Origin of the sequence: Hafnia paralvei ATCC 29927 (genome assembly GCF_001655005.1) — a bacterium.
GTDB lineage: Bacteria > Pseudomonadota > Gammaproteobacteria > Enterobacterales > Enterobacteriaceae > Hafnia > Hafnia paralvei.
The window spans coordinates 12,770-37,166 of record NZ_LXET01000040.1; the positions used below are offsets into that span (position 1 = coordinate 12,770).

At 47.4% G+C, this 24,397-nt stretch carries 24 protein-coding genes and 1 other annotated feature; of the genes, 9 read left to right on the top strand and 15 right to left on the bottom strand.

Features of this window, described 5'->3' with window-relative positions:
• Positions 1 to 3: 3 nt before the first annotated feature.
• The 10 genes from btuC to thrS form a co-directional block, all read right to left on the bottom strand.
• Positions 4 to 1,014 (bottom strand): vitamin B12 ABC transporter permease BtuC, encoded by a 1,011-nt coding sequence (gene btuC / locus M988_RS10280; RefSeq protein WP_064574068.1) that lies wholly within the window; start codon positions 1,012 to 1,014, stop codon positions 4 to 6.
• A gap of 50 nt (positions 1,015 to 1,064) precedes the next feature.
• A complete protein-coding gene (gene dsrB / locus M988_RS10285; RefSeq protein WP_008813427.1) occupies positions 1,065 to 1,262 on the bottom strand; it encodes a protein DsrB in 198 nt (65 codons plus the stop codon).
• A gap of 82 nt (positions 1,263 to 1,344) precedes the next feature.
• Positions 1,345 to 1,641 carry an integration host factor subunit alpha gene (gene ihfA, locus M988_RS10290; RefSeq protein WP_004089944.1) on the bottom strand — a complete coding sequence of 99 codons (297 nt, stop codon included), beginning with the start codon at positions 1,639 to 1,641 and terminating at the stop codon, positions 1,345 to 1,347.
• A 4-nt stretch (positions 1,642 to 1,645) separates the two neighbouring features.
• Positions 1,646 to 4,033: a phenylalanine--tRNA ligase subunit beta gene (gene pheT / locus M988_RS10295; RefSeq protein WP_064574059.1), complete on the bottom strand. Its 2,388-nt coding sequence runs from the start codon at positions 4,031 to 4,033 to the stop codon at positions 1,646 to 1,648.
• 14 nt (positions 4,034 to 4,047) lie between these two features.
• Positions 4,048 to 5,031: a phenylalanine--tRNA ligase subunit alpha gene (pheS, locus tag M988_RS10300; RefSeq protein ID WP_008813425.1), complete on the bottom strand. Its 984-nt coding sequence runs from the start codon at positions 5,029 to 5,031 to the stop codon at positions 4,048 to 4,050.
• 214 nt (positions 5,032 to 5,245) lie between these two features.
• Positions 5,246 to 5,370, bottom strand: a sequence feature (Phe leader region).
• Complete coding sequence (gene pheM, locus M988_RS22840; protein ID WP_123912837.1) at positions 5,321 to 5,365, bottom strand: pheST operon leader peptide PheM; 45 nt, start codon at positions 5,363 to 5,365, stop codon at positions 5,321 to 5,323. Its footprint overlaps the feature before it by 45 nt.
• Positions 5,371 to 5,663: 293 nt before the next feature.
• On the bottom strand, positions 5,664 to 6,020 hold the full coding sequence (gene rplT / locus M988_RS10305; protein ID WP_004089950.1) for a 50S ribosomal protein L20: 357 nt from the start codon (positions 6,018 to 6,020) through the stop codon (positions 5,664 to 5,666).
• A gap of 42 nt (positions 6,021 to 6,062) precedes the next feature.
• Positions 6,063 to 6,260, bottom strand: coding sequence for a 50S ribosomal protein L35 (rpmI, locus tag M988_RS10310; protein ID WP_004089951.1), 198 nt, complete (start codon positions 6,258 to 6,260; stop codon positions 6,063 to 6,065).
• Between the two features lie 98 nt (positions 6,261 to 6,358).
• Complete coding sequence (gene infC, locus M988_RS10315) at positions 6,359 to 6,901, bottom strand: translation initiation factor IF-3 (protein WP_025801265.1); 543 nt, start codon at positions 6,899 to 6,901, stop codon at positions 6,359 to 6,361.
• Entirely contained in the window at positions 6,897 to 8,834 is a 1,938-nt protein-coding gene (gene thrS, locus M988_RS10320) for a threonine--tRNA ligase (protein WP_064574061.1), read from the bottom strand. Before thrS ends, infC begins: the two co-directional genes overlap by 5 nt.
• A gap of 906 nt (positions 8,835 to 9,740) precedes the next feature.
• Here thrS and ompC point away from each other — a divergent pair.
• The 3 genes from ompC (at position 9,741) to M988_RS10330 (ending at position 11,903) form a co-directional block, all read left to right on the top strand.
• The gene (gene ompC, locus M988_RS10325; protein ID WP_008813423.1) at positions 9,741 to 10,889 is read left to right on the top strand and encodes a porin OmpC; all 1,149 of its coding nucleotides are present in this window, start codon (positions 9,741 to 9,743) and stop codon (positions 10,887 to 10,889) included.
• Positions 10,890 to 11,323: 434 nt separating this feature from the next.
• Complete coding sequence (locus M988_RS22395; RefSeq protein WP_004089957.1) at positions 11,324 to 11,509, top strand: GhoT/OrtT family toxin; 186 nt, start codon at positions 11,324 to 11,326, stop codon at positions 11,507 to 11,509.
• Positions 11,510 to 11,699: 190 nt separating this feature from the next.
• The gene (locus M988_RS10330; protein ID WP_008813422.1) at positions 11,700 to 11,903 is read left to right on the top strand and encodes a DUF1482 family protein; all 204 of its coding nucleotides are present in this window, start codon (positions 11,700 to 11,702) and stop codon (positions 11,901 to 11,903) included.
• On the opposite strand, the gene M988_RS10335 is transcribed toward M988_RS10330, so the two are convergent.
• Entirely contained in the window at positions 11,900 to 12,958 is a 1,059-nt protein-coding gene (locus M988_RS10335; protein ID WP_008813421.1) for a methyl-accepting chemotaxis protein, read from the bottom strand. The two genes, M988_RS10330 and M988_RS10335, sit on opposite strands and share 4 nt — an antisense overlap.
• Positions 12,959 to 13,272: 314 nt before the next feature.
• Between M988_RS10335 and M988_RS10340 the strand changes: the two genes are divergently transcribed.
• Positions 13,273 to 13,521, top strand: a complete 249-nt coding sequence (locus M988_RS10340) for a DUF1480 family protein (RefSeq protein ID WP_008813420.1) — start codon at positions 13,273 to 13,275, stop codon at positions 13,519 to 13,521.
• A gap of 143 nt (positions 13,522 to 13,664) precedes the next feature.
• Here M988_RS10340 and mrdA read toward each other — a convergent pair whose 3' ends face one another.
• Positions 13,665 to 15,578, bottom strand: a complete 1,914-nt coding sequence (gene mrdA / locus M988_RS10345; protein WP_008813419.1) for a peptidoglycan DD-transpeptidase MrdA — start codon at positions 15,576 to 15,578, stop codon at positions 13,665 to 13,667.
• A gap of 234 nt (positions 15,579 to 15,812) precedes the next feature.
• On the bottom strand, positions 15,813 to 16,202 hold the full coding sequence (locus M988_RS10350; RefSeq protein ID WP_008813418.1) for a DUF805 domain-containing protein: 390 nt from the start codon (positions 16,200 to 16,202) through the stop codon (positions 15,813 to 15,815).
• Between the two features lie 294 nt (positions 16,203 to 16,496).
• Here M988_RS10350 and M988_RS10355 point away from each other — a divergent pair, with 294 nt between their 5' ends.
• The 5 genes from M988_RS10355 to M988_RS10375 are packed head-to-tail and all read left to right on the top strand — an operon-like array spanning position 16,497 to position 21,301.
• The gene (locus M988_RS10355) at positions 16,497 to 18,086 is read left to right on the top strand and encodes an ABC transporter substrate-binding protein (protein WP_064574063.1); all 1,590 of its coding nucleotides are present in this window, start codon (positions 16,497 to 16,499) and stop codon (positions 18,084 to 18,086) included.
• Positions 18,087 to 18,142: 56 nt separating this feature from the next.
• Complete coding sequence (locus M988_RS10360) at positions 18,143 to 19,096, top strand: ABC transporter permease (RefSeq protein WP_039186939.1); 954 nt, start codon at positions 18,143 to 18,145, stop codon at positions 19,094 to 19,096.
• Positions 19,096 to 19,908 carry an ABC transporter permease gene (locus tag M988_RS10365; RefSeq protein ID WP_008813415.1) on the top strand — a complete coding sequence of 271 codons (813 nt, stop codon included), beginning with the start codon at positions 19,096 to 19,098 and terminating at the stop codon, positions 19,906 to 19,908. Before M988_RS10360 ends, M988_RS10365 begins: the two co-directional genes overlap by 1 nt.
• Positions 19,902 to 20,708 carry an ATP-binding cassette domain-containing protein gene (locus M988_RS10370; RefSeq protein ID WP_008813414.1) on the top strand — a complete coding sequence of 269 codons (807 nt, stop codon included), beginning with the start codon at positions 19,902 to 19,904 and terminating at the stop codon, positions 20,706 to 20,708. Before M988_RS10365 ends, M988_RS10370 begins: the two co-directional genes overlap by 7 nt.
• Positions 20,708 to 21,301 (top strand): ATP-binding cassette domain-containing protein, encoded by a 594-nt coding sequence (locus M988_RS10375; protein WP_064574065.1) that lies wholly within the window; start codon positions 20,708 to 20,710, stop codon positions 21,299 to 21,301. Before M988_RS10370 ends, M988_RS10375 begins: the two co-directional genes overlap by 1 nt.
• Before the next feature lie 159 nt (positions 21,302 to 21,460).
• Here M988_RS10375 and M988_RS10380 read toward each other — a convergent pair whose 3' ends face one another.
• Together M988_RS10380 and M988_RS10385 are read right to left on the bottom strand one after the other, a co-directional pair.
• Positions 21,461 to 22,597 (bottom strand): ABC transporter substrate-binding protein, encoded by a 1,137-nt coding sequence (locus M988_RS10380; RefSeq protein WP_039186846.1) that lies wholly within the window; start codon positions 22,595 to 22,597, stop codon positions 21,461 to 21,463.
• A 182-nt stretch (positions 22,598 to 22,779) separates the two neighbouring features.
• Positions 22,780 to 24,063: an SLC5/6 family protein gene (locus M988_RS10385; RefSeq protein ID WP_008813411.1), complete on the bottom strand. Its 1,284-nt coding sequence runs from the start codon at positions 24,061 to 24,063 to the stop codon at positions 22,780 to 22,782.
• Positions 24,064 to 24,397 lie beyond the last annotated feature (334 nt).

The following is a 24,397-nucleotide window of genomic DNA, read 5'->3' on the forward strand; positions in this document are numbered from 1 at the left end:
CATTTACTCTTTGTTATTCAACGGTCGCAGCAGCATCCAGATAAACACCGGAGCCCCTAACGAAGAAGTCACAACGCCGATAGGTAATTCCGCCGAGAACAATGCAACCCGGGCAACAACGTCAGCCAGCAATAAAACACCTGCCCCACCTAACGCGCAGGCAGGTAAAAGCGCACGGTGGTCTGTGATCCCCATCAGCCGCAACATATGCGGAACCACCAAACCAATAAAACCAATGACCCCTGCTAATGCTACGCTAACGCCGACCAGCCAACCTATTGCCACGACCAGCAAATTGCGCCACACGACGAGAGAAAGTCCTAGCTGCCGAGCTTGAATATCACCTAACGACATGAGGTTTAATACTTTCCCCTGGCGTAACAGCCACAAAAAAATCGGTACCAATGCCAGCACCAACCATTTTTGTCTCCAATCAATCCCGCTGAAACCACCCATAAGCCAATACATTAACTGGCGTAAATCCAGACTTGAACTGAAGTACACGGCCCAGGTCATCACTGCGCTACAGGCAATCCCCAGCGCTACGCCAATCAGTAATAGGCGAGAATTAGTCAAATATCGACGACGGGCGAACAACATGAGGATTGCCGTAATTGCCAGCGCCCCCAATATGGCACATGTGCTCAGCACCCAGACAGGCAGCAAACTCTGACCTAGCAGCACGGCTAAGACCAAGGCAACGCCTGCACCGTTGGATACGCCCAACAGCCCAGGCTCCGCAAGTGGATTATCAAATAGCGCCTGCATGACAGCCCCAGCAACAGCAAGTGAGGCACCGACCGCCATCACCGCGATGACGCGTGGTAGCCTTATTTGCCAAACAAAGAGTTTGGCACTTTCACTAAACCACTGCGTAGGCCATAGCCAAAGATCGCCTGCACACAGGCTAACAATGACCGCCAGCAACAGGAACAACGCCAAAATGCACAATCGGCTACGATCGCGCGCCTGTTGGCGCTGCTGTAATAAAGAGAAATGAGACAGCATCGGCATGTCAGAATTTTGCATAGAACGATTGGGCATGATGCAGCATAGAGATGCGATTACTCATCGCCGTGATAAGGCTCAACAAAAGTGCCATCGTGACTGTCGATCTCATTGAAGAACCAGACACCATTTGGATAATCATCCAGCGCCACCAGATACATAATGCCTTCGCTGAACTCTTCCACTTCAATAATTTTACCCATGCGGCGCGGTCCGCCATCGGTTTTTACACTGACCAGATCGTTGACTTTCATCGGCTAATTATCTCTCACATCAGAATGATGGAAGTTAGGATAAGAAAAAGGCCACCCGCAGGCGGCCTTTTTGTCTTGCGTATTACTCTTTCGGTGTCGCGTTCTCGACCCGGCTCTTGAGCTTCTGCCCCGGACGGAAAGTAACAACACGGCGCGCCGTAATCGGGATATCTTCCCCGGTTTTCGGGTTACGTCCCGGCCTCTGGTTTTTGTCGCGCAGATCGAAGTTACCGAAACCGGATAACTTAACCTGCTCGCCATTTTCCAGAGCACGGCGAACCTCTTCGAAAAATATTTCTACGAGGTCTTTGGCATCCCGTTTGCTAAGCCCAAGCTTCTCAAACAGGTGTTCAGACATTTCAGCTTTAGTAAGCGCCATAGGTTCAATCCCTCAAGGATGCTTGGAATCGCTGTTTTAATGCCTCTACACATTTTGCGACGGTAGCGGCAATCTCCTCTTCTTCCAGTGTACGGGTGGTATCTTGCAATACCAGACTGATAGCGAGGCTCTTATAACCCTCGGCAACACCCTTACCACGGTACACGTCAAACAAGTTTACGCCAACTACCTGATTTACGCCAACTTTCTTACACTCTGCCAAAATATCTTCTGCAGGGACATTTTCAGCCACCACAACAGCGATATCTCGGCGGTTTGCTGGGTAGCGTGAAATCTCGCGAGCCTGCGGAATACGGCGCTCTGCAAGGGCTTCCCACTCGATTTCAAATACTACCGTGCGGCCATTCAGATCCAGTTTACGTTCCAGATCAGGATGAACAACACCAATGAAACCAACACGTTTGCCCGCTAAATAAATTGCCGCACTCTGCCCTGGATGTAAAGCGGGGTTCTTTTCCGCTTTAAATTGGACATCATCCAGTTTACCGGTCAAATCTAAAATGGCTTCTAAATCACCTTTCAGATCGTAGAAATCGACAACCTGACGCTCCAGATTCCAATGCTCTTCGTAGCGGTTACCTGCAATAACGCCAGCCAGCATGACATCCTGACGGATACCCAGATTAGCAGCACTATCAGGAACAAAGCGTAGCCCCGTTTCAAACAAACGTACACGTGATTGCTGGCGATTCTGGTTGTACACCACCGCAGACAGCAAACCACTCCACAGAGACAAACGCATCGCCGACATCTCAACAGAGATTGGGCTTGGCAGAATCAACGACGCTTCAGAAGGGTGAAGCAGAGCCTGAATCTTAGGATCAACGAAGCTGTAAGTGATCGCTTCCTGATAGCCGCGATCGACCAGCATCGTTTTCACTCGCTTGAGTGGCAGATTAGCTTCACGATGTGAAGTCATAATCAGATCGGCTTTTACAGGTACGTCTGGAATATTGTTGTAGCCGTATACACGGGCAACTTCTTCCACTAAATCTTCTTCGATTTCCATATCGAAACGCCAGCTTGGCGCGACGGCCTGCCATGTATTATTAGCGAAGCTGACTTTGCAGCCAAGGCGTTCCAGAATATCAGTAACCTGTGCATCAGCCACGTGATGACCAATCAGACGGTCCAGTTTTTCACGGCGTAGCGTGATTGTGGCACGTTTTGGCAGGGCAGTTTCATTGGTGACATCAATCACCGGACCGGCATGACCACCACAGATATCGATCAGTAGACGGGTAGCTCGCTCCATCGCCTTAGCTTGTAGCGCAGGATCAACGCCGCGCTCATAGCGATGAGACGCATCCGTATGTAAACCCTGACGACGAGCACGGCCGGTGATAGACAGTGGATTGAAGTAAGCACACTCCAGCAGTACGTCTTGGGTTTCGGCGTTTACACCAGAATGCTCGCCGCCGAAAATACCGCCCATGGCCAGCGCTTTTTGCTGATCGGCAATCACTAAAGTATCTGAGGATAATGTGGCTTCATTACCGTCCAGCAGAGTCAGCTTCTCGCCCTCTTTCGCCATACGCACAACAATACCGCCTTCAAGGCGGTTCAAGTCGAACGCATGCATTGGCTGGCCCAGCTCCAACAGTACATAGTTGGTCACGTCAACCACGGGATCGATAGAACGGATACCACAGCGACGCAGTTTTTCACGCATCCACAATGGCGTCGCCGCTTTTACGTTGATCCCCTTCACTACGCGCCCCAAATAGCGTGGGCAAGCTTCAGGTGATTCGACGGTAATCGGGAAAGTATCATGAATAGCCGCAGGAACAGCGTCCATAGCGGGTTCGTTCAACGCCAACTTGTTGAGAACAGCAACATCACGAGCCACACCGATAATCCCTAAGCAGTCGGCGCGGTTTGGCGTTACGCTGATTTCAATGGTGTGGTCGTTCAACTGTAGATATTCGCGGATATCAGTACCGATCGGCGCATCTGCAGGCAATTCAATGATGCCATCATGATCTTCGGAAATACCCAGCTCAGAGAATGAGCACAGCATCCCCTCGGAAGGCTCACCGCGAAGTTTAGCGGCCTTAATTTTAAAGTCGCCCGGCAGTACCGCACCGATGGTGGCAACAGCAACTTTCAGGCCTTTACGGCAGTTCGGTGCACCGCATACGATGTCGAGAAGACGCTCACCGCCAACGTTAACCTTCGTCACACGCAGCTTATCTGCATTTGGATGCTGACCGCACTCCACGACTTCACCGACGAATACGCCGTTGAATTCACCCGCGACAGGTTCTACGCCGTCGACTTCCAGACCGGCCATGGTAATTTGTTCTGATAATGCTTCGCTGCTAATGGCAGGATTAACCCACTCGCGCAACCAGAGTTCACTGAATTTCATGTGATAATCCCGCCTTACTTAAACTGTTTTAGGAAACGCAGATCGTTTTCGAAGAATGCACGCAGATCGGTCACGCCATAGCGCAACATGGTTAAGCGCTCCATCCCCATACCGAATGCAAAGCCAGAGTAAATTTCTGGATCGATACCTACGTTACGCAGCACATTTGGATGCACCATACCGCAGCCAAGCACTTCCAGCCATTTACCGTTTTTGCCCATAACGTCAACTTCCGCGGAAGGCTCTGTAAATGGGAAGTAAGAAGGACGGAAACGGATCTGCAAATCTTCTTCGAAGAAGTTATTCAGGAAGTCGTGCAGCGTACCTTTCAGATTGGTGAAGCTGATGTCTTTATCAACAATCAGACCTTCCATCTGATGGAACATTGGCGTGTGGGTCTGATCGTAATCGTTACGGTACACGCGGCCCGGTGCAATGATACGAATTGGCGGCTGCTGCTCTTTCATGGTGCGGATCTGCACGCCTGAGGTTTGAGTACGTAGCAGACGCGTAGCGTCAAACCAGAAAGTATCGTGGTCAGCACGTGCCGGATGGTGAGCAGGAATGTTCAGCGCATCAAAGTTATGATAGTCATCTTCGATCTCTGGGCCAGTTTCAACAGCAAAGCCCAGTTCACCAAAGAAGGTTTCAATGCGTTCGATAGTGCGAGTGACAGGATGCAGACCACCGTTTTCCATGCGACGTCCAGGCATAGAAACATCAATAGTCTCTTGGGCCAGACGTGCATTTAGCGCTGCTGATTCCAGATCTGATTTACGGGCATTCAGCGCATCCTGAACTTCCTGTTTAGCCTGGTTAATCACAGCGCCCGCAGCGGGACGCTCTTCTGCCGGCAGTTCGCGCAGTGACGTCATCTGCAGCGTTAAATGGCCTTTCTTACCCAGATATTCAACACGCACATTATCCAGCGTGGCAATATCCTGAGCATTCTCTACGGCTGCCTTTGCTTGGGCAACCAACTCTGCGAGATGTGGCATTGCTTTCCTCTTCTTCCAGCCCGTTAGGCTCGATTGTCGATGTGAGAGTTTCACCTTTGCACTTGAAGTTGCTGCTATAGAAACCGCCACTTCAAATGCTCAGGGTATATACCCTTCATGTTTAAAGCTGCCCTGGCGCAACTTCAATCGTTTGGGGTACCGATCTTCTTAGTATGCTCATGAATAAACCTGAAGCGGTAAATCATGCTAAAGCAAAAAAAAAGCCTCCACGAGGGAGGCTTTCTGCGCTACTTTTCGTTTCTTCTCTTACGCGCAAAGCCTCCTGAACTCAGGTGCTAAAGTAAAAAAAGAAACGGAAAATAGCAGCGTGCATGCTTGCGTTACCTTTATATTAAACCAATTAATCCACGTGATAGCAAGGCTATTGAAAGCGTAAAACAGTGCAAAGTCAATAGACTATGCTCGTTACACGCCACTTTACCGAAAAATAGTACTCACACTCCAGTACACAGCGACGTTTCTACTCACCAGCAACTATCATACCTACTCATAGAGATACAAAAGCAGCTATCTGTTTTCGCGATACAGCTCTTAACATTCAGAGCGACTTCGATATATAAACGAAAAAAGAGAGCACTAAAGGCTCTCTTCTTCCATTATCTACTACTCGCTTACGCCAGAGCAGATTTCGCTTTTTCTACCAGAGCAGCAAATGCTACTTTGTCGAATACAGCGATGTCAGCCAGGATCTTACGGTCGATTTCAACAGAAGCCTTTTTCAGACCATTGATGAAACGGCTGTAAGAGATACCGTTCTGACGTGCAGCAGCGTTGATACGTGCAATCCACAGCTGACGGAACTGACGTTTACGTTGACGACGGTCACGGTAAGCGTACTGGCCTGCTTTGATTACTGCCTGGAAGGCAACACGATATACGCGCGAACGGGCACCGTAGTAACCTTTCGCTTGCTTCATTACTTTCTTGTGACGTGCGCGTGCAATTACACCACGTTTTACGCGAGCCATATGCTCTCCTTAAGTCTTAATCTTGATTCAAAAAATAGTTACTTATGCGTACGGCAGGCACGCTACGACTAAGCCCAGATCCCCTTTGGAAACCTGACCTTTTGGACGCAGATGACGCTTACGCTTAGTAGATTTTTTGGTCAAAATATGACGCAGGTTAGCATGTTTACGCTTAAAACCACCACCGGCGGTTTTTTTGAAGCGCTTAGCAGCGCCACGCACAGTTTTAATCTTTGGCATTTCGATTTCCACTTCGCATTGTTAATTACATGAATCAGTGAGGCGAATAACGCCAGCAACGAACCGAAATTCGTCGCTGGCAATATTACTTGAGAGCCTTACTGTTTCTTCTTGGGTGCGAGCACCATGATCATCTGGCGGCCTTCGATCTTCGTAGGGAAGGATTCGACTACTGCCAGTTCACTCAGATCTTCTTTCACGCGGTTAAGCACTTCCATACCGATCTGTTGGTGCGCCATTTCACGTCCACGGAAACGCAGAGTGATTTTGGCTTTATCGCCATCTTCCAGAAAGCGAACCAGGCTGCGGAGTTTTACCTGGTAGTCGCCATCGTCGGTTCCAGGTCGGAATTTGATTTCCTTAACCTGAACAATCTTTTGCTTCTTCTTCTGTTCTTTGGTCGCCTTACTCTTCTCATAGAGGAATTTGCCGTAATCCATGATTCGGCAAACTGGCGGCTCGGCATTTGGGCTGATTTCTACTAAATCAACACCTGCTTCCTCAGCCTTTTCCAAAGCTTCATTCAGACTGACAATACCAATCTGCTCGCCATCAACGCCTGTTAAGCGAACCTCTTGGGCGCGAATTTCTCTGTTGATGCGATTAGGACGCGCCGGTTGAACTCTTTTTCCGCCTTTAATAACTCGATTCCTCTAATTGGTGAAGACTACGGCTGCGAATCTCTTTTTGCAGCTTTTCGATCACTTCATTTACGTCCATGGTTCCCAAGTCTTTGCCGCGGCGGGTACGAACGGCTACTTTGCCAGATTCGACCTCTTTGTCGCCACAAACCAACATGTATGGGACACGACGTAAAGTGTGTTCGCGGATTTTAAAGCCTATCTTCTCGTTTCTCAAGTCTGATTTAGCACGAATACCAGCAGCTTGCAGCTTTTTGGTCAATTCGTCGACATAATCAGCCTGTGCATCGGTGATATTCATCACCTGTACCTGTACTGGTGCCAGCCAAGTTGGATAGAACCCAGCATACTCTTCAGTCAGAATACCGATGAAGCGTTCCATTGAACCCAGAATAGCACGGTGAATCATTACAGGAACTAAACGTTCGTTGTTTTCACCGACATAGGATGCGTTCAAACGCCCCGGTAACGAGAAGTCGAGCTGCACAGTACCACATTGCCATGCACGATCCAAACAGTCATGCAGAGTAAACTCAATCTTAGGTCCGTAGAAGGCCCCCTCACCCGGCTGATATTCAAACGGAATACCGTTTTCTTTCAGCGCTTCGGCCAAGTCTTCTTCTGCACGATCCCAGATTTCATCACTACCGATACGTTTTTCTGGACGGGTCGACAGTTTCACCGCGATTTTTTCAAAGCCGAAGATGCTATACATGTCGTATACCATCTTGATACAGCTGTTAACTTCGTCGCGGATCTGTTCTTCAGTACAGAAAATATGCGCATCATCCTGAGTGAAGCCACGCACGCGCATCAGACCATGCAGGGAACCCGATGGCTCATTGCGATGGCAGCTACCAAATTCACCCATACGCAGCGGCAAATCACGATAAGATTTCAAACCCTGATTAAAGATCTGAACGTGCCCTGGGCAGTTCATTGGTTTGATGCAGTACTCGCGGTTTTCTGAGGACGTGGTGAACATGGCATCTTTATAGTTCTCCCAGTGCCCTGTTTTCTCCCACAGCACTCGGTCCATCATGAACGGACCTTTCACTTCCTGATAATCATATTCTTTCAGCTTAACGCGTACGAACGCTTCCAACTCGCGGAAGATTGTCCAACCGTCGTTATGCCAGAACACCATACCCGGAGCTTCTTCCTGCATATGATACAGGTCTAGCTGCTTACCGATCTTACGGTGGTCACGTTTTGCGGCTTCTTCCAGACGTTGCAGATAGGCATTGAGCTGTTTTTTATCTGCCCACGCAGTGCCGTAGATACGCTGTAAAACGGTGTTGTTGCTATCGCCACGCCAATACGCGCCAGACGATTTCTGCAGTTTGAAATGATGGCAGAAACGCATGTTTGGCACGTGCGGTCCACGACACATATCAACGTATTCTTCGTGGTGATACAGACCTGGTTGATCATCATGGCTGATGTTCTCATCCAGAATCGCCACTTTGTACGGTTCTTGACGCGCTTCAAAAGTGTCGCGGGCTTCTTGCCAGCTCACTTTTTTCTTAATAACGTCATAATCTTTATCTGCCAGCTCGTGCATACGCTTATCGAGCAGCTCAAGGTCTTCCTGCGTCAGGGTGTGATCAAGGTCGACGTCATAGTAGAAACCATTGTCGATCACTGGGCCAATCGCCATTTTGGTATCTGGCCACAGTTGCTTGATTGCATGACCCAAGAGATGTGCGCAGGAATGGCGGATAATTTCCAACCCTTCCTGATCTTTTGCGGTAATGATGGAAACATTGGCATCGACAGTAATAGGATCGCAGGCATCAACCAACTCACCGTTTACGCGACCCGCAATGCAGGCTTTCGCCAAGCCTGGTCCGATATCCATGGCAATATCCATTACGGATACAGGTTTGTCGAACTGGCGCTGACTACCGTCAGGAAGTGTAATAACAGGCATTTATATTCCTTATCTACAGTGGTGACCCACACGACAGGCCACATATAGAAAACAATTTGTATTTAAAATCATCGTTTTATGAGCGCCATCCTGCTGTACTTTGCAAGATCTGTACGCAGGCAGATACACAAAACACATGTACTGCTGAATACTCACACCCACAGCCGTCAATATTAACACCCACAGAGAATGGGTTAAACAAAAACACGACTACCCAACGATTCTTACCTGCTCTGCCCTAGCTGAAAGTTACGTTAGATCAAATAATGCGCGGTTAGAGGAAAGATATTTCCAAATTTTTCAAATAGATCACACCTTGGGATTGCTCCGTATTTTAGGCCTCTTTACCTATACGCTCGATGTTGCTCTGAGTTTGTTCGTTCCCCGCAGTCAAATCCATCTCGTGCATAATTATGCCTTCAGAATACTAATAACCCATAGTGAATAAGTGGATTTAGACAACGCGTCATTGCATTGAGATTTAGCTAGTCTGAAACAATATAAATAAAAATGCCGAGAAGACAGCCCGGCAATAAAATATAATTTAATGGACAGTGATTAACTAAATTGAGTTAATCACTTTGAATCCACGTAATCTGCATTGGCATGCAGTGGCGTTAAGACAATATATCTCAAACCTAAAAACGAATTAACAAAATGTGCTTCTAATGTAGATGACCGTCGTTATAGTTCAATACAGTGACGCTTACGTTAAATAATTATAAAGTGACAGACATCAATACTTTAATATTTATTTATCTTCAGCATTTTTTGCGCTTTCACTGTAATTGCAAAAGCGACAATATCGGCACGGTTTATCGACTCTAGTTCCATTAATATCGAAAAATATCGTTAAACGCTTAAAAGAAAAAGTGGCCATAACAAGACTTATTAAGGAAAATAAAAATGAAGCACAGAGTACTCGCAGTGGTAATTCCAGCATTAATGGCATTGGCAAATTCGTCACAAGCAGCTGAAATATACAATCAAGACGGCAATAAACTAGATCTCCACTTTAAAATTGACGGTCTACATTATCTTTCAGATAACGATAATTCAGACGGCGATCATTCTTATGTCCGTGGTGGATTTAGTGGAGAAACGCAAATCACCGATATGCTTACCGGCTATGGCATGTGGGAGTATCAAGCTAACCTAAACCATACTGAAGGCGAGGATAATAAAAACTTTAGCCGTTTCGGTTTTGCGGGACTGAAGTTTGGGGACTATGGTTCCTTAGATTATGGGCGAAACTCAGGGATTATTTACGACATTATGTCGTGGACTGACTTACAGCCAGAGTTCGACGGCAGTACCGTTGGTGCTGATAACTTTATGTTCCAACGCGCTGGAGGTGTATTAACCTATCATAACCGTGACTTCTTTGGATTGGTCGATGGCTTAAACTTTGGCTTACAATATCAGGGTAAAAATGATGATCAAACCGAAGACCAAAGCGGTCGTGATGTGTTAGGCCAAAATGGGGATGGGTATGGTATGTCCCTTTCCTATGAGCTTGGGTATGGCTTCAGTCTAGGTGGCGCTTATTTCCAATCTGATCGTACCAACGACCAGAATAGCGGCGGTAAAGGTGGTCGCTATAACAACATTATGGGGAATGGTGACAAAGCAGAAGCCTATACTTTTGGCCTTAAATATGAAAACAGTGGCTATTATGCCGCAGCAAATTACACGCAATCCTATAATGCGATTCGTTTTGGCAATTCAAACGATCATAACGAGGCATATGGTTATGCTAACAAAGCAATAGGCGTAGAAATGTACACGGGTTATACCTTTGATTTTGGTTTACAACCTTTCGTCGGTTGGAACTATGTGGAAGGCAAAGATCTTGGTACTGGTGGTGCGTCACGTGATTATGGCGATCAGAAACTCGTCAATTTTATCGACCTCGGTACCACCTACTACTTCAATAAAAATATGTCTGCGTATGTCGATTATAAAATTAACATGCTAGACGACAACGATTTTACTAAATCAGCAGGCATTGATACCGATGATACCGTTGCACTTGGTATTGTTTATCAATTCTAATCGCACACTTAGGGAAAAACCATAATTATAATAATCTAAGACAAGTAATCTTAGCCCGACACCTCGGGCTTTTTATATCTATGACACCATACCTCGTTATCCAATGAATGTTAGTTTCCCCCCACTAAAATACCTCCCACCGAAGCAAACAAAAAATACAACCCAACTCTATTCCTGCATACTTATTCAAGATAGCATCTTGCTTTACATATTATCTTTTAAAGCTCAGCGTTAGCTTGGTTCTCACCTATGTATATATATATGAACAGTTGTCATTTTTGTCCACGCGACTTCATTTGAGAATCCGATGTTTTTTCATTCATGATTTGTTACACTATCCCACATAAATTCTATCGAATAACATCTTTCTCGTGTCATCGATGACGTAAAAGATTTTTCATTTTAACAAGCGATAAAACCAAGGTAATTATTAGATGTATCCAGCAGCATGGGCCTTTGTTAAGACGGTGTATTTGATCGGCTCAGTCATCTCCGCACTACTCACCTTCAAGGCTTGCGCAGACCCTTCGATAAAAATCAGGATCTTCACCGCTATTCTTATTGGATTAACATGGCCCATGAGTTTTCCTATTGTTTTACTATTCTGGGCATTTATGTGATTTCCTCATGCCTTTTTGAACGGCAAGAAGTTGATGTAAAGCCGTAGGTGAATCGTTTCAATTAATTCATCAAACGCCATACTAAGATTAGTCTTAGAATAATCATTACACAGAGAAATTAAAATTTCCTTAAGTAAAATACAGACGGCACAGGTTATATTAATATCACAGCACTCATTAAGGTTTGGTTATGTACGCGCTCGTCATGATGGTCTGCTATCTCAATGGTTCTTGCGAAAATCTATATCTTGGTGGTTTTGATACAGAGGAACAGTGCGTGCGAGAGCTGAAGGTGCAACGCATCCAGCGTGGTGGCTGTCTGCCACTTGAAAACGTGCTTGACGATTTTTGGCAACCTGCAACTCGCGCAGCCGACTTCCATCGCGTATTTTAGTCATCCCCAATCTGGGTCAACAATTCATCAATTCGCTTAATCACTTGGGTGCTTGCCTGTTCCATTATCGCCAAGCTTTTCTTTAATGCATCGTTATTACCCGCTCTAAACGCCTCCAGCGCTTCGCGGCCTGAACGATGAACCTCTGCATGCGGTGCTTCCAATTGGATAAAGCCATTAAAGTGTGAAAAACTACTGCCCGCGTCGCCGTAGTACCATTTTCCCAATCGACACTCAGTATGGCTATTGACGCCTGAAGTCATATCACAATGCAAAATCATCTCATAAACTTTGGCTTTCCAAATAACGTGATCGAGCTTAACAGTATTGAGAAACTGTTGTGTTGCAATGAAGCGAATGATTTTTTGCATGTGAGCAGATAGCTCGATAACTTGCTGTAACATCTGGCTAGCTTTTTCTGTTGCTATACGAATCGCGTGGGTTGACTGGCTGTTCTCACCTACGCTAGCGCTGACGTTTTTGGCATGCTGGTTTATATCCAGAGTCAGATCGGTAATGTTTGCAGCCTGACTTTGAATTTCCGAGGAGAGCTGTTTAATTTCTTTCGCAATAACCGAAAAGCCAGCACCGCTACCGCCCACATGGGCTGCCTCAATGGCCGAATTTATCGCCAGCAAGTTGGTCTGTTTTGAGAGCTTATTGATGCCATCGATATTGTCGTTGATACCTTTTAGCACAGCAATTAATTCATCAATGTAACCAATACCTTCCGCTGAATGATGTTCAATAAGACCGACGAGTTCAGAAAGGGTTCCCATTCCCTGGCTGGCCAGTTCATTCTTTTGGTTAAGTTCATCAACCGTCACCAACTCCTGCATCAAGCTCTGACTCGAATGTAATAAGGAATCACGGATAATCTCGACTGCGCTCATCCCTGAAAGAAAGCTATCACACAGCCAATCGCCATAGGAATCTTCCTTTCCATCAATGTGTTCACTCTCTTCGTATTCTGTTGGCAAGGCCAAATCTGGCGATTTTACCTCTAGTGTCCGGTGCCATTTACGTCCAATCCATCGCTTTAAATGTGTGTACATCGTCAGAAGATCTCCATGTCGCCAAATATCAATCAGGTAAAGGCCTTGGCTACAGCCTCACTTAGCAGAATGCACTACGCATAAAGTTATCGGCAGTTGATGTACAAAGTTTAAGGTTATTGTCGTTTGGTAAAAATTTTGTGTTTTTTATGTAATTAAAAAGAACATTAAAAAGAAAGAGTTAACCACATATCAAAAACAAAAATGGAAACTAATTCCGTTTATTTATGGAAAATTTAATATCCCCTTCTATGCTGAATAACAGGCTCTTCGATGACAGCCTGCAGGTGAATAAATCAAACAGGAGAAAAATTATGAGGAAATCGTTAGTCAGAATCGGGATTTTTGAAGTTGAGGACGCTGAGCTGTCAAACGTGCCAGATACCCAATTAAACAGCCACACGTTAAGCATTCCATGCAAATCAAATACCGATTTATGTATGCAGCTTGATGGCTGGGACGAGCATACAACCGTTCCTGCCGTGCTAGACGGTAAAAATGCGCTGCTATATCGCAACCATTACGATCGTCAAAGCGATGCGTGGGTTATGCGCTTTGCTTAATACCCCATGGTATTACGGCAAAAATGCGTCTAGATAAGCCAGATTGAGGCGTTATCACCCTTCTGTCTGGCCTTATCTCTCGGATATCTTGAGTTAACCTGCTAAACATACAAAATTGGAAACAGCATCCATTTTATATGTCGCTAATGTGCATCTCGAATTTGTTCCGCATCCGGCGAAGGTAGCGTAGGGGGTTCCTCCGGCTTAGTTTGAGCGAAGATGTAATCTAATATTGCTCGTGTCGTTGGAGCAGCCGATACACCATCTCCCCCTCCATTTTCGAGAATAACCGCAACCGCTACTTTAGGATTTGAATAAGGAGCGAATGCCGTATAAAAAATATGATCGCGCAGTTTTACAGGGATCATCTTGGCGTTATAGACCTGATCCTGTTTCAAACCAAACACCTGAGAGGTTCCTGATTTCGCGGCGATCTCATAAGGCGCGGTATGGAAATATTTATACCCTGTGCCATTAGGGTAATTCGCCATCCCAAACATCCCTTTTTTCACAATATCCCAAACTGGAGATTTCGGGTCGGCAACCTGCACATGTTCTTGTTGCTGATAGCGTTCGACATGATTTCCCTGTTTCATGGAATACATCAAGTGCGGCGTTTTCGTATTGCCGTTGTTGATAAGGGTGCTTAACGCTTTTACCATTTGAATCGGCGTAGCCGTCCAATAACCTTGACCAATCCCCACAGAAATAGTGTCGCCTTGATACCACGCCTTTTTGTGAACCTTCAGCTTCCACTCACGATCGGGTAAGACGCCCTTAGCCTGCTCCATCAGGTCAATGCCCGAATATTGCCCATAGCCAAATTTACTTAACCAGAAATGAATGCGATCAATCCCCATTTCATAGGCAACCTGATAGAAAAAGGTATCCGCCGACTCTTCGATTGCCTTAGTCACATTCAGCATACCGTGACCGGTTTTTAGCCAGTCACGATAATGGCGATTCGTCCCCGGCAATACCCATGTGGGTTGACCAAAGAATGTCGTCTGCGGTGTGATGACTCCAGCCAGCAGCGCAGACGTCGCCATGAAAGGTTTAACGGTAGACGCAGGCGGATAAACGCCCTGCGTGACGCGATTTATCAGCGGTAAGTCTGGGTTGTCTAGCAATGCCTGATAAGACTTATAAGAAATGCCATTAACAAACGGATTTGGATCGTAGCTCGGGCTGGAAACCATGGCTAAAATGCCACCGTCTCGCGGATCCATCACCACCACCGCTGCACGTTGGCCTTTCAATAATTTTTCGATGTATTGCTGTAGATGCAAGTCGATAGTCAGATAAATATTTTTACCCGCCTGAGGCGGTATTTCTGCCAGTTCACGCACGATGCGTCCATGACTGTCGACCTCTACTTCTTGCGACCCCGTCTTTCCATGTAGTTCTGACTCGTAAAAACGCTCTATGCCCTGCTTACCAATATCATGATCGGCAGCATAATTTTCCGACTCTCCAGCATCATCTAACCGCTTCGCATCACGATCGTTAATTTTTGAGACGTAGCCCACCACATGCGCGAGCTCTGCACCATAAGGGTAGTAGCGCTGCTGATAGCGACTGATAGACACGCCGGGGAATTCGAATTCGTTGACCGAAAAACGAGCCACTTCAACGTCAGTTAATGCTTCTTTTAAAGGCACTTCGGCAAAACGTCGCGAGGACTTCATGGCCTGATGGAAGTTATCAATATCATCCTGCGTCAAATCCACTATCGGAGTTAATGCTTTGAGTGTTGCATCGAGATCGGCAATTTTACCTGGGATAAGTTCGATTTGATAAAGCGTTTGGTTTTGGACGAGAGGGATACCATTGCGGTCGTAGATAAGCCCGCGAACGGGGGCAATCGGCAACGTTTTAATATCATTAGCATTGGAGCGAGTCTGATACTGCTCATGCTCTTCAACCTGTAAATGGTACAAATTGAATGCTAAAACGCCGAATAATAGGACGACCACCACCGCAGCAATAATTGAACGGCGTACAAACAGCGTAGCTTCAGCGCTGTGATCGCGTAGAGGTTCAGGCAAACGACTCATGGCTTAGTCTACAGGACGCGTACTACCTGTAATATTCACTCAGAAGGAAAAGGGACGCTAAGACTAAACACTGTAAGAAGCGAGAGAAACCAGATGGATGCTAATGAATCGTCATCATTGTTTCTGGATGTGAATATATTCAACGGGTATGACAAGGTGTAACTATTATGGACATCGCTTATGGACATCGTTACAAGTGTAAACGGCCTAGTGCTAGGCCGTTTACGTTTTACATCAGCTAATAATGGATGATGTCGGCGCTTGAATATCCTTCGGGTTTGGCCCAAAGCGGTTGGTGCCTGGCTGACTGTCGAACACGGCAAAAATAATCAAGACAAACCAGCCAACAATAGGAATCAAACCGATCAAGACCCACCAACCGCTACGATCGGTATCATGCAAACGGCGCACCATGACGGCAATCGAAGGTATAAGCAGCAACAGACCGTAAATAATGGTTAATGCACCTTCTCCCTCTGCGTTACTCCAACCCAGCGCGTCCTGCACAAAACCGAGAAGTATGGTAATAATGGCGTTAACGAGCACAAACCACCAATACTCTCGGCGTCTAGCGCGATCGCGAAAGTTAAAATAGTTTTTTAGAACCTTTAGATACCAATCCATCGTTTGTCCTTATTTCTAGCACCGAAACTTCATCTGGCTGCGGCTATTGCTGCCAAGTGATAGTTGCGCAGGTTTAATAAAAATTAATTATGTCTCGTTGCGATAGTTTCATCCACTGTATGTCCATAAAATTGGCACATAATTTACCCAGCAAACCGTAAAGTATGCAAAAAAAGGAAAAAGTGCATACTTTGCCTTCTGGGATTGATGCAAATCATGTCTACGCCCCGCCTCCTCTGTTATAAATCCCACCGCTTTAAGTCATACAAAATAATGAGATATCTAGGAAACAATATGCCACTCAACTTAAAAGCGCTAACCTATACCCTCGCTCTGATTTTCAGTACGTTACCTCTTTATACGCAGGCAGATACTACGCCAGCACCTCAGCATCAGCTCAAACTGGCAATAGGTGAAGAGCCGACAGAAGGCTTTGATCCTTTACTTGGATGGAGCCACGGTAGCTATCTGCTGCTACACAGCCCATTACTGAAACAGAAAGCCGACCTGAGTTGGGACAATCTACTCACCGAAAAAGTAACCAACAGCGAAGACGGTAAAATCTGGACCCTCTCCCTCAAGCCCGAACTCAAATTTTCAGACGGCTCGCCACTGACCGCTAAAGACGTTGCATTTACCTATAATCAGGCTGCTCGAGGCGGCGGAAAAATCGATATGGGTAATTTTGCCTCTGCAAAGGCCTTAGATGAGCATCGCGTAGAGATTGTATTATCGGCACCGCAAAGCACTTTTGTTAACGTATTAGGCTCGTTGGGCATCGTGTCAGCAGAAAAATATGATGCTAAAACCTACGCACAAAAACCGATTGGCGCAGGCCCCTACCGCTTAGTGAGTTTTCAGCCAGGACAGCAGTTGATTGTGGAAGCCAACCCTTACTACGCTGGGCATAAAAACGACTTTAATAAGCTTGTCTTCGTCTTCTTAGATGAAGACAGCGCCTATGCCGCAGCCCAGAGTGGTCAGCTAGGTTTGGTGCGCATCCCTCCTTCTTTATCTGTCACACCGCAAAGTGGCCTCAAGCTTTGGGTTCGCCCTAGCGTTGAAAACCGCGGTATCGTATTTCCAATGACACCAGCAGGGAAAAAAGACGCCAATGGTTATCCGATTGGCAACGATGTAACCGCGGATGTCGCCATTCGCCGCGCCATCAACTACGCCATTAACCGCCAACTTCTCGCCGATCAGCTAATGGAAGGCCATGCTATCCCTGCCTATAGCGCGGTGCAAAGCCTCCCGTGGGATAGCAAAGACGCGGCGTTTAAAGATGGCGATCTGGCTAAAGCGAAACAAATTTTAGATGAAGCAGGATGGAAAGTGGGCAGTGACGGAGTGCGCGTCAAAAACGGATTAGAAGCGAGATTGACGCTGTGGTATACCAGCGGCGACAGCACTCGTCGCGACCTTGCTCAGGCCATACGTGCGATGTTGGAACCACTTGGCATCAAGATGGATCTACAATCCGGTAGTTGGGAAACCGTCGAGCGCAATATGCATTCCAACCCAACCCTGTTTGGTTGGGGTAGCTTAGACCCCATGGAGCTATATCATCATTACAGCAGCAAAGCCGCGGGCGTGGAATATTACAATCCGGGCTACTACAGCAATAAAGCCGTTGATGAGCATCTGCAGCAAGCATTAGATGCGCCGACATGGCGGAAAGCCGTGCCTTTCTGGCAGCAGGTAGAATGGGACGGCAAAACCGGTGTGGGCGTGAAAGGCGATGCGGCATGGGCTTGGCTGCTTAATGTGCAACATACTTACCTTGCTAATCCGTGTATCGACTTAGGTAAGCCTGCACCTGAAATTCATGGTAGCTGGTCAGTATTGAACAATCTGCAAGATTGGAAGTGGACGTGCAAGTAAAGCACCTTGTCAAAGCGAGCCTCTGTCTGGGGGCTTCTCATACGCTACGCAGGGGACTGTTTACTCTGCTAAGGCTCGCGTGCCTGCTGACCTTAGTGTCAGCAGGCACTTTCACGCTACTCAGTTTTTCGCCAATAGATCCCATCCGAGCCTATATCGGCAACGATTTGTTGCATGTTCCGCCGCAGCAATACCCGCTGATCGCTGCTCGTTGGGGCTTGGACCAGCCGTTATGGCTGAGGTTTTGGCACTGGTTCTCACAGGTATTGCAAGGCGATCTCGGCTATTCGATGTTGTATAACGCTCCTGTCGCCCAAGTCATTAGCGAACGCTTTGCCACGTCTTTTGCGCTTTTGGCTGGTGCATGGTTGCTATCAGGCGGACTAGGTTTGCTAATGGGATTTGCCGCTGGACGCTATCTTCATCGTTGGCCAGACAGGTTCATTTGTCGCCTAAGTTATCTGTTATCTTCTCTGCCCACCTTTTGGGTCGGTTTACTGCTGTTAGTGGTTTTTGCTGTGCACTGGCAATGGTTTCCGGTTTGCTGCGCGTGGGAACCCGGCAGCAATGCCCAAGCCGCCAGCATCGGTGAGCGGATTCATCATTTGGTTTTACCCATGATTGCGCTGAGTCTGATGGGATTGGGGCAAATCGCGCTGCACACGCGCGAGAAAATCGCCGAGGTGATGAGCAGTGACTTTGTGCGCTATGCTCAAGCACAGGGCGACTGCGGCTGGTCATTGCTCCGCGTGCAGGTGCTACGTCATGCCCTCACGCCGGCACTGTGCCTACAGTTTGCCTCCGTCGGAGAATTACTCGGTGGATCGCTGCTAGCCGAAAAAATCTTTGCTTATCCGGGATTAGGGCAAGCCACCATCGACGCGGGACTTCGCGGCGATATTCCCTTACTGATGGGGATCGTACTCTTCAGCACCCTATTGGTGTTTTGCGGCAACTCGCTGTCTGCGATGTTACTTGCAAGAATGAACCGCATTCTGGAGCACAAATAATGTTGAATAATCCCGCTCCAGCGCTGCTGCGTTTTGTGCTTTCCGCTTTACTCCTTGCGCTGTTGACCGTGTATGGTGTCTCTTTACTTTCAGCCGATATTCCCTTGGACTTGCTAGCGCGGTATCAAGCACCTAGTGCGGCTCATTGGTTCGGCACCGATAATCTGGGACGCGACCTGTGGCTACGCTGTTTTCAGGGAGCCTTGACCAGTTTGCAGATAGGCATCGGTGCGGCACTGTGCAGCGGTATTATTGCCATGCTGGTAGCGAGTCTCACCTTAATTCATCCCACTATCGATCACCTGCTGCGATTGATTATTGATACGCTGCTCTCTTTGCCTCATCTGCTGCTATTGATCTTAATCTGCTTCACCGTGGGCGGCGGTAAGCAAGGCGTCATATTGGCTGTCGCATTGACTCATTGGCCGAAGCTGGCGCTGATCTTGCGCGCAGAAGCGCAGCGCATTCGTACCAGTGACTATATGACACTGTCGCAACGCTTGGGTAATAGCCGTTGGCACTGCTGGCGAGCGCATTATCTGCCCGCGCTAGCTCCCCAGTGGTTTGTTGGCACGCTGCTCATGTTTCCTCATGCCGTACTGCACAGCGCGGCATTGAGCTTCCTCGGGTTCGGGTTGGCCCCCCATGAACCTTCTTTGGGCATTTTACTTGCCGACGCACTGCGTTTTCTCAGCAATGGCTGCTGGTGGCTAGCCGTGTTTCCAGGGCTCATTCTGTTGCTGATCGTTTTACTCTTTGATCAATGTGCCCGCGCAATCCAACAGCTGTGGCTAAGGAATCAATCATGCTGAGTTTCAAACATCTCACCATCGAAAATGCTCGCTATAGCTGGTTTGGGCGCAAACGTTGGTCACCAATCCTCAGCGATATCAACCTCACGCTGCACCGTGGAGAAATTGTGGCGTTAGTGGGCGGCAGCGGCGAAGGCAAAAGCCTGCTGTTACAAAGTGCTCTGGCTCTTCTGCCACAAAATTTACGTATGCGCGGAGAGATCCAGCTAGAAGGCAAAACGCTAGATGAGCAGCAATGCCAACAGCTGCGAGGTAACACGCTCTGCTATGTGCCGCAAGGTGTAAGTTCGCTGAATCCGCTGTTAAAAGTGGGCACTCAACTGAGTCGTAGCTTACAGCTGAGCGGCAGCCATACCTGTGCTCTCGCGCTGGATCAGCAAATTAAACACTATCAGTTGCAGGCCGATGTTTTATTTAAATACCCTCGCCAACTCTCAGGAGGAATGGCAAAACGAATTCTGGCCTGTAATGCCGCGCTGAGCGGCGCACAATATATTCTGGCAGACGAAATGACGGCTTGGCTCGATGAACCTTTGGCCTGCCAACTCCTGCAACAGCTACGCGAACTCAGTGCTCAGGGTGCCGGTGTATTATGGGTCACACACGATCTGTCATTAGCCTCACGCTTCGCCGATCGCATCGTTGCGCTCAATGATGGGCGGATCAGCGATGATATTTCGATTGATGACTTAAAGAATGGAAACGGAAGCCCTACGCTGCGTAGACACTGGCAGGCACAGCCAGAATATCACCCGCTGTTTGCTAACAATGACGCTTCATTTCCGATGAGGAGCGTATGATGTTTTGCGTGTCTCAACTCACCATTGAGCAAGATAATCGAACGCTATGGGATAATTTCTCCCTTAGCGTAACCCCTGGCGAACGGATAGGTATTTCCGCACCCAGTGGCTATGGAAAAACCACATTGGGTCGCGTGTTAGCTAATTGGCAATCATGTTCAAGTGGCCAAATCATGTTAGATGGCATGCCTTTGCCGACAAAAGGCTATTGCCCCGTTCAATTGGTTCCCCAGCATCCCGAACTCACCTTCAATCCCTATCGCACCACCGGGCAAGCATTACGCGATGCATGGCAGCCCGACAACATGCAACTCGCACGCTTTCATGTCAAACGCGAGTGGTTAGCACGTAAGCCCAACCAACTGTCCGGCGGCGAATTAGCCCGTATCGCTTTATTACGGGCTCTCGATCCTCGCACTCGTCTGCTGATAGCGGATGAAGTCACCGCCCAGCTCGATCCCCACATCCAACGCGATATCTGGCAGCAACTGATTATTGAGTCGCAACAGCGCCCGCTGAGCATGATTATTTTCAGCCATCAAACCGCACTGCTAGAGCAGATCTGTTCACGGATCGTGGCAGTTAAGGCGTAAAAAAGGCCGCTTAATGCCGTTCGTTTAAAAGATGGAGATACACGGGTCTACCACACCGCGGGGCGCTCCGGCGGCTTACGCCGCTACGACCCCATCGGTGTGCTCCCCCTAAAATCGAGCTTAAATGAACGGTGTTAGCTTAAGGCCTTATGCTGTGAATTATTTATTGACCGGAGCCTGTGCCCCAAAAATGGCATCCGCCGGTGGGATCTGGGTGAAGGTCGAGATAATCGTACGGTACGTTTGTGCAGGATCTAGCGCTTCAAACTGCTGTGGGTAAATAAACTTCGCGAGATAGTCTAAGCCAACAATGTTATATGGATGGTTATAGAAGTTGTGATACATCCCATACAAACGGTTCTCTTTCACCGCTTTTATCTGATTAAAACCATTACGCGCTTCCAGCTTCGTAAAACCATCATCCACCTGCTTTTGCGTGACACCGTAACCGAATGGAACCGCGATACTGTTTTTGTTCTTCCAGCGGGCACCTGAAATTATGTAAACATCAGGCTTAAGGCTGATAACTTTTTCTATCGCAATATCGCCATTGGCGCCGGGTAATAACGCAGACCCCAGATTCTCTGCACCAATGGCTTCAATCATGCCACCAAAACCGACGTGTCCATGCGTAAAGCAACATGCATCAGCCCCGCCAACACCCGCCTTAGCTTCCATGAATACCCGAGGTTTTGGCGTCACTTTAGCGGTTATAGATGTAATCTCCTGCAAATGCTTCTGATAAAAATCGGTATATTCCTTCGCTTCATGTTCGCGGTTAAGCACTTCGCCAAGCAGTTGAACGCTTTTCTGCGTATTCGCGATCGGTTGTAAATAGGTATCCACGAAAAGAACTGGCACATTCAGCGCCGCAAGCTGCTTCAATACTCCCGTATCTGCCAACGCGGGTTTCGCTCGCAGTTGCGCAATCATGAGATCGGGTTTGCGTGCAATAACGCTTTCTAAGTTCACTTCGCCTTTATCACTGAACCCCATATCCGGAATTTTGTCAGCCTCCCCCGGCCATTTCTGGTTGAGCACGGCTAAAGTTTCAGGATCGCTTTTTTTCAGTAGATTGTTCCACGCCACAATGCGACTGAATGGATCGGCCCGGTCAAGCAGCGCCAACGTCATAATATCGCGCCCATCTTGCACCACGATCCGCTTCGGCTCATGCTTCAGGGTGAGTGTCTGTCCTGATGTATCGGTGACGGTTAAAGGATAAGTCGTCGCGATCGCGGGAACTGATAGCGCAAGCATACAGACTAACGCCAAGCGGTTGAAATTACGTGCCATATAGCTCTCCTTGAATGACCAGCAGGCCAATTGGTAATGATAATAAGTTTTATTTGCACGTAAAAATAAAGAATCTTAGACCTAATTACAAACGAAATGCTTTTCTAAGTATTAATGGGCGCAATAAATACAAAAAAGCCGCGCTTCTCAGCACGGCTTTATCTCTGATGTTCTGCTTGCGTCTAGAACAGGCTATAAACCAGTGCTGATAACGCAATCAGCCCCATAATCAAGACAAACGGATTGGTGATGGAGCGATATTTTTTCATCGCTGGCACTTTATGAATCGCATAAATCGGCAGAATAAACAGAATGACCGCAATCAATGGCCCACTAATAGTCTCGATAATGTGCAATGCGCTTGGATTCAGAAACGTCACTAACCACGTAATGGCAAACAGCAGTATCGCCGAAATTTTATGTGTTGCCCCTGAAGAAACTTTCTTACCTACCGTGCGGAATGCGCCATCGATCAGGCTAGTCGCCCCTTCAGTAACCCCCAGCGAAGTCCCTAAATACGATTTGGACATTGCTAAAATAGCCATTACTGGTCCGAGATAAGCAATCAGTGGATTCGAGAATTTGTTCGCCAAGCTGGAAAGCACGGTAATGTTTTCATCGCGAGCCGCCAGCATTTCAGCATGTGACAAACTCATCACACAGCTAAACACAAAGAACAGAATACTGATACAAATCATCATATAGCTGTAGCGCATGATGCGCGCACAACGGCGCTCAGCCCCTTCCCCGTATAACCCTTTTTGCGTTGAGGAAAACGAAGAAATAATGGGTGCATGACTAAATGAAAACACCATTACCGGCACAGCCAGCCAGAGCGAACGCCAAAGCTGCGGATCGCTCACCGACGTCTGACTAAGGCCGGAGAAAAATGCATGAACGTTCCAATAAGGAATGAGGTACAACGAAATACCCAACAGGAACACAATCAATGGGAAAACTAAAATCCCCATGGCTGCCACAATCGTCTCTTTACCGGTGCGCAGGATCAAACTCAGTGCTGCGACCACCGCCAAGCTCAACCAAACTCTGGGCGGCGGTGTTACATGAAACTGGTTTATCAAGAAGCTCTCCAGCGCATTGGTAATGGAGATGCTGTACACCAACACGATTGGGAAGAACGCCAATAAATACAGCACCATAATGGCTTTACCCGCCAAAATGCCAAAGTGTTCTTCTACCACATCGGTAATATCACCGTCACGGCTTGAACCTGATAATACAAAGCGGCTGAGTGCGCGGTGCGGGAGATAGGTTAACGGATAGGCCAAAATAGCCATCAAAATCAAAACTAGCGGACCATTTAAGCCGGCGTTGATTGGCAAAAATAGCGTACCCGCGCCAACCGCCGTGGCATAGAGCCCAAACATCCAGACTGTATCTGTCTTATTCCACTTGGTCGGGCGTTCTGTCGCCACCCGGCCAGTATCAGGGGAAATAATACTCATTAATTCACTTACCTTCTTTGTGAAACGTGGGCCAACGCAGACATCCTGTTCTGCCCAATGTGTCCTGCAATTTTGTAGATCGCTGTTAGGAGCTGACCCTCTGGGTCATATCGCGCAGGAAGCACAGTGCTCAATTCCGCTAACGGTAACTCATTACTTCCAAGAACGTTTAAAAACAATGAGTTAAATAGAAAATAAAACCTACGCGGAATAAGTGCGGGGAGAAGGATAAAGAATTTTGATAAAAAAGTCACAAAAGTTGGGTTTTACAGCACAAAAAACCGGGGTTTTATCGCTCACCTCGAATTAATTGGAAGCATAGCAAGACAGCAAA